Source organism: Citrobacter sp. Cpo030 (assembly GCF_030333005.1).
GTDB lineage: Bacteria > Pseudomonadota > Gammaproteobacteria > Enterobacterales > Enterobacteriaceae > Citrobacter > Citrobacter portucalensis.
In genome coordinates this window covers 331,157-346,441 of the sequence record NZ_JAOWGT010000067.1, presented here as the reverse complement: position 1 = coordinate 346,441, position 15,285 = coordinate 331,157, and the positions used below count along the sequence as shown (strand labels likewise).

Sequence of the window (15,285 nt, the reverse complement as noted above, 5' to 3'; positions counted from 1 at the left end):
GGCCTACGCGTGAATGGTAGGCCGGACCCATCCGGCAATATTATCAGGCTAACGCTTTAGAGATCTTCTCGAACAGATCGCCTGAGAGATTCTCCAGACCTTTCAGCTTTTCCAGCGCCGCACGCATTTTCGCCTGACGTTTTGCATCATAACGTTTTAAGCGAATCAGCGGCTCAATCAGACGTGACGCCACCTGCGGGTTACGACTATTAAGCTCAGTCAACATGTCGACCAGGAACTGATATCCACTACCATCTTCCGCATGGAATGCCGCCGGGTTGCTACCTGCAAAGGCACCGATCAGCGAACGGACTCGGTTCGGGTTACTCATACTGAAAGAGCGATGCTTCAGCAGGCCGCGTACGGTTTCCAGCACGTTTTTCGCCGGGCTGGTGGATTGCAGGATAAACCATTTGTCCATCACCAGACCGTCATGATGCCACTTATCATCATACTCTTGCATTAGCGCGTCGCGACATGGCAGCTGCGCCGCTACTGCCGCGGATAGCGCCGCCAGCGCATCGGTCATATTGTTCGCTTCACGATACTGCTTGCTTACCAGCGTGTCAGCCAGATGGGTTTCGCCAAAGGCCAGGAAACGCAGGCAGGCGTTACGCAGCGTACGCTTGCCAATATCGGCATGCTCAACGCGGTACTCATCAAGATGATTAGCGTTATAGATGGCGAGGAATTCATCTGCCAGTTCGGCGGCCAGCGTGCGGGTTAATGCTTCGCGTACTTCGGTTATCGCCACCGGATCGATGATGTCGAACAGTTCAGCTATTTCATTTACTGAAGGCAGCGTCAGGATCTCTGCCGCCAGCGCCGGATCGATTTTCTCATCCAGTAAAATTGCGCGGAATGCATCAGCCACGTGTACCGGCAGCGACAGCGGTTGTCCCTGCTGATGACGGGCAACGTTAAGCTTAATATAGGTCGCCAGCAGGCTTTGCGCCGCGTCCCAACGAGAGAAATCGTTACGCGCATGACGCATCAGGAAGGTCAGCTGCTGATCGCTCCATTTGTATTCCAGTTTTACCGGCGCGGAGAATTCGCACAGCAGCGCCGGAACCGGCTGGAAGTAGACGTTATCAAAGACAAACGTCTGCTCTGCCTGGGTGACGTTGAGTACAGAATTCACCGGGTGCCCGCCTTTTTGTAGCGGGATCACTTTCCCTTCGTTGTCATACAACTCGAGGGCGAAAGGAATATGCAGCGGCTGTTTTTCGGCCTGATCCGGCGTGGCCGGCGTGCGCTGGCTGATCGTCAGCGTGTACTGCTCAGTTGACGGATTGTAGTCATCACGCACGGTCAGAATCGGCGTACCGGACTGACTGTACCAGCGGCGGAAATGGGAGAGATCAACGTTAGAAGCATCTTCCATCGCCTGCACGAAATCATCACAGGTTGCAGCACTGCCGTCATGACGCTCAAAGTACAGTTGCATCCCTTTCTGGAAGTTAGCCTCACCGAGCAGGGTGTGGATCATACGAATCACTTCAGCGCCCTTTTCATACACGGTCAGGGTATAGAAGTTGTTCATTTCAATGACCATATCCGGACGGATAGGATGTGCCATCGGGCTGGCATCTTCAGCAAACTGCAGACCACGCATGGTGCGCACATTGCTGATGCGGTTTACCGCGCGTGAGCCGAGATCGGAACTGAACTCTTGATCGCGGAACACGGTTAAGCCTTCTTTCAGGCTCAACTGGAACCAGTCACGGCAGGTCACACGGTTGCCGGTCCAGTTGTGAAAATACTCATGACCGATAACGCGCTCAATATCGAGGTAGTCTTTGTCGGTGGCGGTATCGGTACGTGCCAGCACATATTTGGAGTTAAAGATGTTCAGACCTTTATTCTCCATCGCGCCCATATTGAAGAAATCCACGGCGACAATCATATAGATGTCGAGGTCATACTCGAGGCCAAAGCGCTCTTCATCCCATTTCATGGAGTTTTTCAGCGAGGTCATCGCCCACGGCGCGCGATCCAGATTACCGCGATCGACGTAAAGTTCCAGCGCCACTTCACGCCCGGAACGGGTAGTAAAAGTGTCGCGCAGGACGTCAAAATCACCGGCCACCAGCGCAAACAAATAGCACGGTTTCGGGAACGGATCCTGCCACTGTACCCAGTGACGACCATTTTCCAGTTCGCCCTGCGCCACACGGTTACCGTTGGAGAGCAGGAACGGATATTGGGTTTTATCGGCGATAATTTTGGTGGTAAAACGCGCCAGGACATCAGGCCTGTCGAGATACCAGGTAATATGGCGGAAACCTTCCGCTTCACACTGGGTGCACAGCGCGTCGCCAGACTTGTACAGCCCTTCCAGCGCGGTATTGGCCGCCGGGCTAATTTCATTCACGATACGCAGCGTAAAACGTTCCGGCAACTGACTAATGACCAGAGCGCCCTCTTCTTCTTTATACTCTGTCCACGGCTCGTCGTTCACGTGGATCGACACCAGGGTCAGATCTTCGCCATTCAGGCGCAGGGGCACATCGGACGCGCCATGACGGACAGCCTGGCTCACTGCGGTGACCACGGTTTTTTCAGCATCCAGGTCAAAGGTCAAGTCAATATCAGTAATCTGGTAATCCGGCGCACGATAGTCGTGACGGTATTTGGCTTGTGGCTGTTGTGTCATAAAAAAACCTTTAGCATCTTTAATAGAGTCTCGGCTTCAGTCTATTCCTGTTGCGTAAATCGCGCTACGCAGAATGTTCATCTTTTCAGGCACAAACACCCTTTTTGCTACATTTTCATAATATGAACTCATAATTTTTAATATCGATAAAGATCGTCCAGGAGCGCATGAAACAAGGGATGAGCGAGATCGAGATAAAGCTTGATTAACGAACTTTAACGAACTTCACAGACCACTTTTGCCCCATCCATGCCCCACACATAATTTTAGTCAACGCCAGCCCCCATCAGCCCTGCAGGGCAAATCGATAACAAACACGCCAGCAGCATGTTCCCCAAAATTTAAAAACAAGTGGTTCATGCCTTGACAGACAAAACCGCCAAAGCAAAAATACTGTATATCTAAACAGTAATTAGTGGAGCACGTATGTTCGTAGAACTGGTTTATGACAAGCGTAATGTTGAAGGATTAACAGGTGCCAGAGAAATAATTCTGAATGAGTTAACAAAGCGAGTGCACCGGATCTTTCCGGATGCAGAAGTGAAGGTTAAGCCGATGCAGGCGAACGGCTTAAACAGCGATGCCAGCAAAAGCGATCGGGAGAAGCTGAACCGCATGCTGGAGGAAATGTTTGAAGAATCCGATATGTGGTTAGTTTCGGAGTAGTGCCAGCTTTTACCAAGTCCTTTTCATACCTTTCTGGATACGGGAAACCAAATTCCCGTATTGGATGAACCATTGCCGCCCTTTTTTAAAGCTGCTCTACCAGCGGATAAAAATTATTATCCTCGCGCTGCATTCGTTCATGCACCTTGCGCAACACTACATTCGCGTCGCGGCGAAATGCCTCGTCACAATTGATAAGCTTATTTGCCGTATTCCAGCGACGGGAAAACTTTTCATACTCGGCAACAATATCAGCCATCTCGCGCTGAAAATTTACGCCCATTGTTTTTAGCTTTTGATCGTTCACCTTTTCCAGATAAGGATATAAAAACTGATCTTCGGCAGAAAGGTGTACTTTAATCACAGAACTCATACTGATAACGGTTTGAGCGATTTCTTGCGCATGAGCCGTCACACCCGCCCGGCTAAGCTCCCTGAGGCGGCTAATTTTATGGATAATCTCGGCATGCTGGATCTTCATTTTATCAATATTCACTGGGGAATCCCTTAATGAGCTTTGCAATTTATAACATATATATTAAATGCATCTTTAAAAATAAGCAATCTGAGTTGTTTTTATTAAATTTTATAAATTTACGTTATGTAAATACATAATAAACAAAATTTGAATGCAAATATAAAGAGATCTATTGCCAATCTTCGGAATTTTTCTATCGGACATATGTCTCAAAACTGCGCCAATGCCGCCTCAAGAGATATCGCAGCATCAGTGCTGTTGATAAAGTGCGTTACCCGCCTCATAACCTCAGCCTCTTCAGCTGCATCACCTTCTATCGCTTCGCCATCATCCGTGATTAATGCCCTTCCCCTGAGTTTCGCAAATTGTGTTCGACCGCCGGACAAGATCAATAGCACCTGCCCCTGCACTAACCGGGTGACCGGTTCGATAACGGCAAACCCGCAAGACGTTTCGAGGATGCGGCTGTCTATGCCGATCCCGCAGATACGTTCCGGTGTTAACCGCTGCTCTACGTAGTCGCCTGCCGGTGAAGGAAAGCCCATTACAGAACCCTCCACATGTTGCGGAGCATCCACAACCTGTTCTCGCTGTCATCAGGCGTCTTGTCGACGAAGCACTCCTGGTATCGCTGGATCCAGTCGTTGGCGTCGGCCTGGCTGAAATGCCAATGGACCTTTGCCAGTTAACGGATGAAGTCGTCAGTGCGTAACCACTGATAACCCTTGGGGTTTTGCTGTATTGCAGCGACAAATGCGGCGTGAATGTCGTGACGGCGGGGCATGATCTGCACTCCCTTTACTGTTTTTATATACAGTAGTTTCAAAGGGGATGCAGATCAATGCGGCGGCACCTATCAATGCCGCCACCAGGAGTTAAAGGGTGGATACGAAATAAACGACAGCGCACGCCAGCACCGGTACAAACCAGTCGAGCAGGCTGGGCAGGTTCCATGCGCGCCAGGAGAATCCGCCCCACCACGGCATATTGGCGCGCTTCCCTGCGCCGAACTGCGCGATCCAGCGGTACTCCGCCTGGGTGTGCTCGCGGGCGATAAACCACATGCAGCCTATCGCACCGCCAGCACCCCACGCTCCTGATAACAGGCCGATGACACATTGCACGGCAACAGCGACAGCTGCATGTGCCAGCGGAGAAAGGTCAAGCATGATTAGCACCTTCCAGCGCTTCGATGCGTGATGCTAGATCCGCGTATTTCACTAACAGGCGCCTGTAGTTTCGCCGCTGCAATGCCGCTTCAAGAGCAAGAGCCTCTTCGTAGCGAATTCCCCACTTATCCCCGGCCTTTACCTCTGGCGATACCATGACCTTTGTTTGTATTGATGAATATTCACCACTGTCTATCTCTTCCTGAGTAAGATCCCGATACTGTGCAGGAGAATCTTCCCACCGGTCATAGCAAATGAGTCCGTATTCGAAGCCGTTCAAACCGTGTCGTTCAAACGCCTCATGCACTCGTTGAGCGATTACACCGAAGTGCCATCGGGCACCGTCTTCTCCCTTTTCTTCTACTCTGTCGAGATACTTAAACTGGACGAAATCAACCTCGGCCCAGGCGTCGAGAATTGCATCTGAGTGAGGCATTTCCATCTTATTTGCATCTGACGTAACGTGGCCATCAAGTACGCCGCGAGCAAGCATCAGCGGCTCGGTTTTATGACGCTCATCGGATGTTACAGTAAATGCAGTCTGAGTAAATCCACCAGACCAAGCGTGGGATGACAAGCCTAGAGTGACTGTGTTTGGTGTGGCCGGCCTGAGGACATTGCTGATAATGTTTTCAGCAGCTAGTGAATGGAATGTATTTCCGTTAAAACGACACGTCCCCCGACCCGAAGTCTCTGTGCCGCCTGAGTATTCCCAACGACAATCGTATGCCGCTCCAAGCCCGCCGGTCTTGGCCTGATGCAGGAACGTAGTTGTTCTATAAGAGTCACCAAAGGAAACGTTTTTTGGAAACTGTGTATACCCAGTCGCGCCATCTTTTGACGAGTGGTAAGCGCCACACATAGTGTTTGAGCCTTCATCCAGCAGGTATCTGGCTGTGGATGTTCCGGGTGCATATTCCTTACCACTTAGGATGGAGTTATAGAATGCTCCTGAGACTATGTGGTGCATTGTGCCAATCTGATAACCATAGTTACCGGAGCACACGTTATTAATACCGGCTAAAACGATACCTTTGTCACCAAGAGCCACGTAATCGACATTGTTCTGGTTACATTGTATTCGGTTATCTCGGATGATATTGTTAGAACCCCCCATATAAATGTAGGTGCAAGGTAGTCCACCCGATGCCTCTGTCCCTGGGGGCGTATTCTTCAGGAAGAAGTTGTCTCCGACTATGTTATGCCCTCCACCTGTGATGTAAACGCCGTACTTGGTTGGATTAATATGACAGTTCAGGATAACATGATGGTTGGCTATTGCTGAATCCGAGATGTAACCTGTCTCACATGCAACAATATCATTTCCGTCTACCTTAACACCTTCTGATTGTCCAGTTACACGAATTCCTATTTTCAGGAAATTTAAGTTACAACCGTTAATAACGTTCAGGAATGTAGTATTGGAGATATCCAGACCAATCGGATTGCCAGGGAAGCCGTTGTTGGCGTTTTTTGATGCTGCGCGAATATAAACGTCACTGACAGTGCAGCTATCCAGTTCGTTTCCTTTTACTGCGGTACCCCATTCCAGTGTGTAACCTGCGGCCTGGCCGGGCCACCGGTTGCTGGGTACGTCACGGTAAATATCTGCACCAGCAAAACAGCAGCTCTCGAACAGGACAGCGCGTGGCTTATTAGTTGTTGAGTAACGGGTAATGTTAATCGCTGTTCTGGTGCTTTGTACCGTGGTTAGGAAACTGATATCTTTGAAGAAAACCTGATCGTTAGCGTCCACGGTGGCACTATTCGCCAGGTTGTACTCAAATCCATCACAATCAAAGAAATACATGCGGCTTTGAAAGCTGGTAACACCAAACCATGAAATGCAGTGATCAGAGACCAATTTGGAGGTTATTTTAAAGTTACCTTTTGGTAATTTAAATGTCTTCCTGCCTGATGCAATGGCGCTCAAAAATGCAGCCGTATCATCATCCCCAGACTGAGTGGTAGGGTTAAAGTTACCTTTTGCCCCCCAGCCCCGTATATCCCCCTCATCACGCCAGCGAGCCAGCTGCAGTTCCGGGTACTTTTCAGCTCCATCAGGATCAGATATCTGCTGCCTTAATGCGCCATCTCCTACACTGACAAAGTGTGCGGAATCGTTCGCCCACGATGCCGAATCGTTGCCTGTCGTAGTGAAGGGGATATTGGTTGCAGCAGTCAGTTTCCAGAGTTCGTTCTGGTAGCGAATTAGCTGGTTATATTCATCAATGGTCAGCGGGCCAGATGTATACTCACCAATAACCTCATAGCCAGAGCTCTGGATGAAATTATCGAAACGCTGCTTCTGACTTAGCAACTGTGCGGAAAACGCCTGCTCCATCCCCCAGTAGCTTTTCCTGCTTCTGCCGAACCGGTCAGTCCAGATCGCTCGGGTAATGTCGTTCAGCGCGTAATCAAGGTTCTGGGAGTTATCGAAAAGGTCCTTCGGATCCATCGACCCTGGTGGGTTATTCGTGGCGTATGTGGTCATGCTCGCTCCGGGCATAAAAAAACCCGCCGAAGCGGGTCAGATAATTTTGATTTGCTGTTAAGCGGCGTCGCCGGGATAGGTGGCGTCGTCGTAGGCGTACTTCCTTGGGTGGTACTGGATGGCTGTTACCTGACTGATCCCGTCATTTCCCGGAGATATCTCCCCTACCAGTGCGTCATATGGCACACGAACTGATGAGCAGAACAGCAGACGCGGCGGCTCAATGTACGGGTCGTTCATCGCCCACAATTCCGGCTCCAGCGCGGCGCTGTAAGGCACCGAAATGGTGAAGTCGTCAATGCGTGTCGGCACAACCATTGCCGATGCCAGACCGTCCTGGTGACGGATAATCACTCGTGGGTTTTCAAACGACCAGTCCGGTGCCTCACTGAGTGTCATGGTGATTTTGCTGCTGTCATACGTCATATCGGTAATCAGGCAACTCAGCGTCTGGCTACCGGGGATGTCGTCGGCCAGCACAATGCGATCCATGAACTCGTAGCAGAGCGCATCCATTTCCGTTGAGGTGGTGTGCTGCAGGCGCTGCAGTTGGTAGCCCAGCAGCCGGCGCATGCCGATGCGGTAGGCGCGGTCCTCATTAAGAACGCCGTCCAGTTTGTAATCCTCCACCTTCACTGGCGTCGGATTCCCGGGCAACCGGCACTGAACAGTTTCTTCCGCCCATGTCGTACCGTTGATATAGGTGACATCGACCCCGTCGTAATCATCCTGACTCGGTGCCTTAAACGCGGTCTGCAGATCCTCGGTGGTTTCCTGTGGGGTGATCATGCCGACCCAGGGTTTAATCCCCTCCCTGCCGGCAGACGCCAGCCCGTCAGACAGCAGGAAATATCCCATCCCCGCGTTGGTGATTTTCTGCAGCACCTCGAGCGCTGATTTGCTCTCGCCGCTCGCCCAGTCGAACTTCTCTCCGCGGGGCGTCCAGTAGGTTTGTTCCAGCGCGTCAATTGCCGCCGTGTCAATCTGGCTGGCCGTGAACCCCAGCGATTCAAGCACGTGGTAAAGTGCCCCGCTGATGCTCCGCGCCGTTCTGCCACCGCTGTAAATCCGGGTAGGTGTGACGCTAATCCGGCGATCGGACATGGCCGCCAGGCGGTTCCCTGTCCGCACGGTCAGCGCCATGGTGGTGACGCCGTCGTACTTCGTGGGGCGCTTGCTCAGCCTGGAGCGCAGCGCCTGCCAGAACACCTGGTCGCGTGTGCTGCCACCCTTAACCGGTTCGGTTCGGCGCATCCGTATCTCGTACTGCCCGGGAGAGACGCTGTAGCGATGCGTAAACCCGATCTGGTTCTCGGTACTGCGTGAATAAAACGGGGACTGCTGCTGCCAGGTGGTGGTGCCAACCTTGCGATACTGGATCACCAGGCGTACCGGCATTGAGCGCTTATTCCCCTGGTCTGTATAACGCACCAGGCCGCTCTGGAAGTTGATGTTCACCTCGAATGCGTCCAGGGTTTCACCGTCAGGGCAGGCAAGGAACGGGCCTACCCATTCGTAATCGTCGCTGACCCCCGTCACGGTCGCATCCAACAGCGTGCGCTCAGTGAATCCAGGCCACGATGGATCCGGCGTGGTGATGGTCTCACCGCCCGGCCCAATGGTGACTGTAAGCCGCTCAACTGTGACCGTCTGGCTGTCCACATCGGTGATCCGGAACTGATTACCAGCCAACCCCAGAGAGAAGCGCTGAATACCATCCGGCAGTCCGGTGAATGGCGTACCAGTGGCGCTGTTATATGCCAGGGTGATGTGCGCCCTGACCTCAGCCGTGCCGCCCGTAGATTTCACGCCAGCCGTATTGACCGGAGCATCACCGAACACAGCAACTGGCAACGGGCTGTTGGTGATGGATCCGCCAGCAAACGGGCTGCTGGTCTCACCGATTTCAAGCCGCCCACTATTATCGCGCGCGACCAGGCCGGAACCGGAGAGCTGTGAGGTGATCGAGGAAATCAGGCCCGACATGGTGACGTAGTTGGTCACCAGCGATACCGGGTAAGTAGTGCCCTGCCAGCTGATGCTGAATGTCACAGGCGTGCTGCTGAAATCGTAAGTCGTCGGCGCGGCGTTAGCGGTGATGCTGGCGGCGCTGCCACCCACCCCTGGTACTGGCGGGATGCCAGGGGCGTAACTGGCGATCACCAGGTCGTAGTCGTTGCCGTTATAGTTCAGGGATACCGGCAACCCTACCGAGGGGGCCAGTTCCTCCACCCCGCCATAAATCACGCTGTAACCGCCAGAGGACACGACCGTGTAAGAGTTTGGCGCCAGCACGGTGATGACCGTTCCGACAGTCCACGACGGCGGGATCTCCTCATCGCCAGACGACGATACGTCAACCAGCGTGATGGAGTTCCCGGACACGACCAGCGCATCAGCGATAATACTGACCGTCTCCGGTCCGCTTGAGCCCAGGTCCAGCCCGGCGGTACCGGAGCCGGTATTGCCGACCTCTGGTGAGTTGAACCAGTTTTCAGTGCGCGTGTCGCCGGAAACCGTGGCGCCAGGCGGATAGAGGGTGTAGCGCACGTCGGTACCGAACGCGGAGATTGGCGTATTGCCAATCCGGATATCGGACTGGTTAATCACCATGTCACCGACGCCCACGCACAGGAACATGCTGGTTTCCATGCTGGTCTCGTTGACGAACCGACTTACCGGCTGCACGACGTAATCAGGCCAGACGCGATATTTGCCGAAGATTTCCCGGATGGGATCACCCAGTTTTGCCGCGTTGGCTTTGGCCGGGTTGAGGTCAATCTGGTCACCGCTGGCCGCCTGGGCACCTCCGCCGCCTGCCTGAGACATTGTGCTCATCATGTAGATGCTGTACGCAGCAGAGGCGACGGCTACGCTGACGGCAACCCAGATCGCGATTTCTGCGCCGGTACCGTACGGCACCGGATACATCCTGACGTCGGTTTCACGTTTGATGACGCACAGTGGCCACTCTGAAGACGGAACGGGAACGTCGTCGATTTCAACCGCAACCGGGTGCTGCTGATCCGGTGCCCAGTCCTTCACGTTCTGCGCAAACCAGGCGCTGAGGGGCATCGTTTCGTGTTCGTGCGTTTCCAGCGGTTCGCCTGGCAAGCGGGAGGGGTAGATTCGAATCGTCACTGGTAATACTCCACGCGGACAAAGCGGCGCGCAAACCGCGACAGCGGCAGAAAGGTTACGTTAGTGCGGGGATTGCACTCTGCGGCGTGCAGCTGGCCGTCAATCTCAACCACGATGGCGACGTGCGTTACCACGGAGCCGGAATAACAAGCGACACCCGCGCCCGGGGCCGGGTCACAACGCGACAGGCCAGTCATCAACCCGCGCGCCTCCCGGTCAAGGCCGTTATCATCCTTCGTGACTCCGGCGAAATCCGGCCACGGCGCCAGGCCAAGATCTCGCCTAATTTCATTGACGATGCCAAAGCAGTCCAGCGCGGGATAAGCGCGCCCGCCCTTCTGCCACTCGACAGAACGGTATTTATCAGGATTGAACATGATGATTGCCTATTGCAGATAACGTAGTCCGGGGAATAGTGGAAGCGTATAGCGAAATCTGGGCCACGCCGTATCGAGGATGTTCATGTAACCGGCGGTGATTTGCACTTCCGTTGCGGTCCATGATCCCTCTTTCACCGCCAGGGTGAATGGCGGAGAGGCAGGTGCCGACAAGTCGTTGGAAATATAACGTCGAAAGGTCAAAGAGGCATTACTGAGGTTGTCAAGTGCATTCCGGATTGCAGTCGATACTACGCCGTCGATATTGCTGATGGCGAATTTGAGATCCTGAGTTCCATCGGAATTGCGTGCCGGCAGCGCTACATCAATGGCAGAGCCGGTGAAAGTGGCCTGCGCTCCGGTTTCAAGGGTAACAGTAATATCATCCCATCCGCGGGTCAGCCAGTAGCTCTGGCCGCCAACGTTAATCTGCAGGGTATCAAGTATGACCTCTTCGCCAGAGGAGGCATAAAGTCGGTTCAGCACAGAACTGGTCATGCTTCTGGCCACTCCTCATTTAACGCAAAATCGATTATGTCAGATCCGGCAACCAAGTCAGGGAAGAATCCCCAACCAGGCGGTAGCAAAGGACGCTCCCACAATTCAAGCTGCGCGCTGTAGCGCCAGTATTTAGGCGAAACTAACGTCGGGCCTTCATAGATATCAGTGAATCGACATTTGTAGGTTTGCTGGCAGCCAAGCGGCGTTTGCAACTTCATCAAAAACCATGCGGCACCATCGGTTAGCACGTCTCGGTACCAAGATTCAAATAGCTGCGCTTGGTTATGTTTTGGAAAAATCCAGTTCACAGTCGCTATCGTTGGCGTTGAAGTGTATTTCCTACGCTGTCGCGCGCGGCCTGCCGTTGCTTGTGTACGCTGTAGCGGGCTTACAGGTTTAAACCCATATCCGTCCTGTAGTGGCATCGGCAGGTAACCATGTGGATATGAGGCCAAATCAGACATTATCCTTGCCTCCTGTTCGGGTAGACGGACTTCAGGGCCCGACCGAAATCATTGTCGGGTTTAACTACTTGGGCTGCCATTTCTTTACGGATCGATATAACCAGCTGGCGATTTCGCTGGTCGATGGCTGCCAGCGTTGCGTCGTCAGGTTTGCCCGTGAAAGAGTTTTGAATACTGATGGTGCCACCAGCAGAAGCCTGCCGGGACTGCTGCACCCTTTCGAGGGTTGCATCGAGCTTGGCCGAGGTGCTGGCAGTAACTACTCGCTCCCCTTTTTGCAGCAACCAGGTTCCAGTTTCCGGCACCCGGTCAATCCCATCATGAGCCATGCCAGCGAGCGATTGCCCGGCGATCATCGCTACTGATGCGTAGCCGACAGCGCGGATTGCTGTGGCCGCCGGTATCCCCATAATCAGGCCGCCTTCCGCCATAGCTTTCGTTGCCGCAAGTTCGGTGTTGATAACGGCCTGCGCCATAGCGGCCGCCTTGCTGGCGATGAATAGCGTTTTATAGGCGATACTGCCTTCCTGTCCGATGCTCTGCAGCAGCTGCGCTGACTGACCCGCGAGATCAGAGAACATGGCCAGGCTGGCAGATGTGTATCCCGCCTGAATGCTCTCTAATTGTGAAGCATTCGTCTTATTGATTTCAGCGACACGGTCTGCATAGGTTTGCTCGTTGATTTCTTTCTCATCGAGCAATTTTTTCTGCATTTCCAATTGAGTGTCATACCATTTTGCCAGTTCCTTCTGCGCATCAGCGACGCGTATAAGTTCGCCGCTGGCACCGCCGACAGAAGAATCGATACCGCCAAACTTTGGGGCTTCCTGAACTGAAGCTTTCGAGATGCGCTCCATGGTCTTACGATATTCTTCAGTCGCTGGCGCCGCCTCCCGCAGCAACTTTATACGTTCCCGGGTGGTATTTAGCAGCGCCTCCTCTGGTTTCAGCAGATCTTCATTCAGGGATTTCAGGCGCTCAACCGCGTTGAGATGATCAAGCGCAGCGGAGTTACGCAATAGTTCTGCCTTTTGGCTTTCAGTTAAAGCGGCTAACTCCCCTCGGGTAACCTGATATTTGGTTTTGGCGAGATCGGTGCTTTGCCCGGAAAGAGCGATCTGCTCCTGCTGCTGGCTAATGAGACGCTTGTAAGTTTCCTCCAGCTTCTCCGACGCCTTTTGCTCTTCGGATTTTGGCGTCTTTTTCTCTGGCTTGCTGGCTTCGTTATTGCGCCAGGCCTCCAGACTTGTGCCTATATAATTCTGGCGCGCCGTCTGAAACTCCGGGGAAGAAGTTAGGCCAAGCGCATCGGCTGAAAACCCGAGTCTCGCTCGCTCGCGCGCTTCGCCTTTTAACTTAGATAGCACCAGATCCTGCCGAGCCTTCTCCAATGCATCGGACTGCTTGTCGGTTACTTCCGCCTGCGGCAAACGCATCGGTGAGTTAGCCAGGCCCTGACGCGCTACCAGCAGGCTATTACCTAGACCCAGAAGGCGGTTAAATTCAGTATGCTGGCCATTCATCATCAGCAGCGACTGATAGGCTGCATTCTGTTCTGCGGCCTGCTGGCGAATTAATGCGACCCTGCGGTTCTCCAGCCCCTCCAGTACATTTTGAATATCCTGGGATTTGGCCTGCATTTGCGATAAACGCTCTTGCTCAACCGCCAGAGCCGCGGTGGCATTTTCTAACCCCCGTGTAGCCGTTTCTACAGAAGTTAAGTGGTTGATCATGAAGCCACCGCTGGTTGTCGGCCCAGGGTTGGCTAGCACGTACTGATAACCAGCAATTTCTTCTTTAAGACGCTTTACCTTCGATGACTGAACATCCACTAACCGGTTTTGCTCATCAAGAGCCTGCCGGGTTTTAGCCTGATTGTCCGTGGTTTCAGAAAGGCTGAGGTTTTTTGTGCTGGAGCGAACCTCTTCGATAGTGGAGGCGTATTCCTGCGCGGATCGCCGAGCCTGCTCCTGATTTTGGTACATGGTGTACCATGCACCAGCGCCAAGCATGACCAGACCGGGCACTCCACCGATCAGCCCCAGCGCGCCCCCCATCAGTCGAGACCCAACGGCCGTCACGTTATTCAAAGCTCCTTGGGCGGCCGTCCTGGCGGCAATATTACGCCCCAAAGATTGCTGGGCCGCTGAAAGACGCTTTTCCGCTGCAGCTTGAGCATCGGTGCCGCGCGCAGCAGCCACAGCCTGTTGTGCGCGATAGACCGCGGCACGAGCACGTGCTGTAGAAATCTGCGTGCCGCGTACCTGGGCTTCGGCCAAAGCCACTTCGCTTTTTGCCGCGTTCAACACTCCAGCTGTCGCTGACGCGGTACCGGATACTATGCCGCCAAGGTATCTCGCCAGACCAACGGCAACCAGAGCCCCAGCCGCCGATGCGACAGAATCAATATTTTCAGCCAATGAGTCGAGCCCGCCGGCAAGAGAACTGGTCGCACCGCTCGCCTGGTTGGCACCACCGATCCAGGCCATGAAGGCGTTTTCCACACGCTGCGCGGAAGCCGCGACAGTAGCGCCCATTTGGGCACCTTCAGCTCGGACTTTGGATAGCTGACCGAGCAAAGCAGGCATAACAGTGTTTGCCGTAAGCTGTCCGGCCTCCGCCATTGCGCGCAACTGCCCGACGTTAACGCCAAGGCCATCAGCCAGCGCCTGGGCGAACCGCCCGCCGTTCTCCATGATGGAGTTGAACTCATCCCCGCGCAGCACACCTGACGCCATAGACTGGCCAAACTGGGTGATCACCGCCGAGGCCTCGCTCGCACCAGCACCAGAAAGCCGGAGTGTAGTGGCTACCAGCTCCGTAACCTTTGCGGTATCGGAGGCTGTGTAACCCAGTTGCTTAAGCGACGATGACATGCGTGAGAACATGTTGGTGTTTGCCTCAACACTCGTTCCCGTGCGCTGGCTAATATCCATCAGCACACGCTGGTTCTGAGTGAATTCTTCGGCGCTGCCCGAGGCAAGTTTCAGGCGGCTATTAAGCTGTGTCCAGGTATCGGCATAGTTGATCAGCTGTTGGGTTGCGAACGCACCAGCAAAAGCCCCACCCAGACCCATCGCTGCAGATTTTGTTTCATTGAGCTGGGCTGATACTTCTGCCAGCGCACGACGGGTATCTCTCGAAGCTGACGCGGCCTGTCGCCCGCCATTTTGCATGGTTTTGTAGTAATCAGCCCCCACGCGCGAGGCGCGCGCAATCTCCGACTGGAATGACTGAGAGTTAGCAGAGATTTTAATTATTAGCTCACGCAGGGTTGCCATGGGGCCCTCCAATAAAAAAGCCACCTAATGAGGTGGCTTGATTTGCTATGTTGAGTAA

The 15,285-nt window shown here is 53.6% G+C and carries 11 protein-coding genes and 1 pseudogene; 1 reads left to right on the top strand and 11 read right to left on the bottom strand.

What is annotated here, in order from left to right; genetic code table 11:
* Positions 1–43 precede the first annotated feature (43 nt).
* Positions 44–2,656 (bottom strand): aminopeptidase N, encoded by a 2,613-nt coding sequence (pepN, locus tag OGY37_RS14640; RefSeq protein ID WP_286621098.1) that lies wholly within the window; start codon positions 2,654–2,656, stop codon positions 44–46.
* 426 nt (positions 2,657–3,082) lie between these two features.
* Between pepN and OGY37_RS14635 the strand changes: the two genes are divergently transcribed.
* Positions 3,083–3,322: a DinI family protein gene (locus tag OGY37_RS14635; RefSeq protein WP_000497460.1), complete on the top strand. Its 240-nt coding sequence runs from the start codon at positions 3,083–3,085 to the stop codon at positions 3,320–3,322.
* Between the two features lie 85 nt (positions 3,323–3,407).
* Here the strand turns inward: OGY37_RS14635 and OGY37_RS14630 are convergent, their stop codons facing one another.
* The 10 genes and pseudogenes from OGY37_RS14630 to OGY37_RS14585 all read right to left on the bottom strand — a co-directional run bounded on the left by OGY37_RS14630 (position 3,408) and on the right by OGY37_RS14585 (position 15,227).
* Positions 3,408–3,818 (bottom strand): hemerythrin domain-containing protein, encoded by a 411-nt coding sequence (locus OGY37_RS14630; RefSeq protein WP_071701222.1) that lies wholly within the window; start codon positions 3,816–3,818, stop codon positions 3,408–3,410.
* Positions 3,819–4,009: 191 nt separating this feature from the next.
* Positions 4,010–4,345, bottom strand: coding sequence for a hypothetical protein (locus OGY37_RS14625; protein WP_286621096.1), 336 nt, complete (start codon positions 4,343–4,345; stop codon positions 4,010–4,012).
* Positions 4,345–4,584 (bottom strand): annotated as a pseudogene (locus OGY37_RS14620) (hypothetical protein). The gene OGY37_RS14625 and the pseudogene OGY37_RS14620 overlap by 1 nt, the downstream one beginning before the upstream one ends.
* 91 nt (positions 4,585–4,675) lie before the next feature.
* Positions 4,676–4,969, bottom strand: coding sequence for a hypothetical protein (locus tag OGY37_RS14615; RefSeq protein WP_502873541.1), 294 nt, complete (start codon positions 4,967–4,969; stop codon positions 4,676–4,678).
* A complete protein-coding gene (locus tag OGY37_RS14610; protein WP_286621094.1) occupies positions 4,962–7,463 on the bottom strand; it encodes a tail fiber domain-containing protein in 2,502 nt (833 codons plus the stop codon). The genes OGY37_RS14615 and OGY37_RS14610 overlap by 8 nt, the downstream gene beginning before the upstream one ends.
* A gap of 57 nt (positions 7,464–7,520) precedes the next feature.
* A complete protein-coding gene (locus tag OGY37_RS14605; RefSeq protein WP_286621092.1) occupies positions 7,521–10,604 on the bottom strand; it encodes a host specificity factor TipJ family phage tail protein in 3,084 nt (1,027 codons plus the stop codon).
* Complete coding sequence (locus tag OGY37_RS14600; protein WP_286621090.1) at positions 10,601–10,981, bottom strand: nitrite transporter; 381 nt, start codon at positions 10,979–10,981, stop codon at positions 10,601–10,603. The genes OGY37_RS14605 and OGY37_RS14600 overlap by 4 nt, the downstream gene beginning before the upstream one ends.
* A 9-nt stretch (positions 10,982–10,990) precedes the next feature.
* Positions 10,991–11,479: a DUF1833 family protein gene (locus OGY37_RS14595; RefSeq protein WP_220419282.1), complete on the bottom strand. Its 489-nt coding sequence runs from the start codon at positions 11,477–11,479 to the stop codon at positions 10,991–10,993.
* On the bottom strand, positions 11,476–11,946 hold the full coding sequence (locus OGY37_RS14590) for a hypothetical protein (protein ID WP_286621085.1): 471 nt from the start codon (positions 11,944–11,946) through the stop codon (positions 11,476–11,478). Before OGY37_RS14590 ends, OGY37_RS14595 begins: the two co-directional genes overlap by 4 nt.
* Positions 11,946–15,227 carry a phage tail tape measure protein gene (locus tag OGY37_RS14585; RefSeq protein ID WP_286621083.1) on the bottom strand — a complete coding sequence of 1,094 codons (3,282 nt, stop codon included), beginning with the start codon at positions 15,225–15,227 and terminating at the stop codon, positions 11,946–11,948. The genes OGY37_RS14590 and OGY37_RS14585 overlap by 1 nt, the downstream gene beginning before the upstream one ends.
* Positions 15,228–15,285 lie beyond the last annotated feature (58 nt).

What these genes read in the sequence shown, in the direction of transcription:
- OGY37_RS14590 (WP_286621085.1), bottom strand. Translation starts at nt 11,946, where the DNA reads ATGTCTGATTTGGCCTCATATCCACATGGTTACCTGCCGATGCCACTA.
- OGY37_RS14635 (WP_000497460.1), top strand. Translation starts at nt 3,083, where the DNA reads ATGTTCGTAGAACTGGTTTATGACAAGCGTAATGTTGAAGGATTAACA.
- OGY37_RS14595 (WP_220419282.1), bottom strand. Translation starts at nt 11,479, where the DNA reads ATGACCAGTTCTGTGCTGAACCGACTTTATGCCTCCTCTGGCGAAGAG.
- OGY37_RS14600 (WP_286621090.1), bottom strand. Translation starts at nt 10,981, where the DNA reads ATGTTCAATCCTGATAAATACCGTTCTGTCGAGTGGCAGAAGGGCGGG.
- OGY37_RS14615 (WP_502873541.1), bottom strand. Translation starts at nt 4,969, where the DNA reads ATGCTTGACCTTTCTCCGCTGGCACATGCAGCTGTCGCTGTTGCCGTG.
- pepN (WP_286621098.1), bottom strand. Translation starts at nt 2,656, where the DNA reads ATGACACAACAGCCACAAGCCAAATACCGTCACGACTATCGTGCGCCG.
- OGY37_RS14625 (WP_286621096.1), bottom strand. Translation starts at nt 4,345, where the DNA reads ATGGGCTTTCCTTCACCGGCAGGCGACTACGTAGAGCAGCGGTTAACA.
- OGY37_RS14610 (WP_286621094.1), bottom strand. Translation starts at nt 7,463, where the DNA reads ATGACCACATACGCCACGAATAACCCACCAGGGTCGATGGATCCGAAG.
- OGY37_RS14585 (WP_286621083.1), bottom strand. Translation starts at nt 15,227, where the DNA reads ATGGCAACCCTGCGTGAGCTAATAATTAAAATCTCTGCTAACTCTCAG.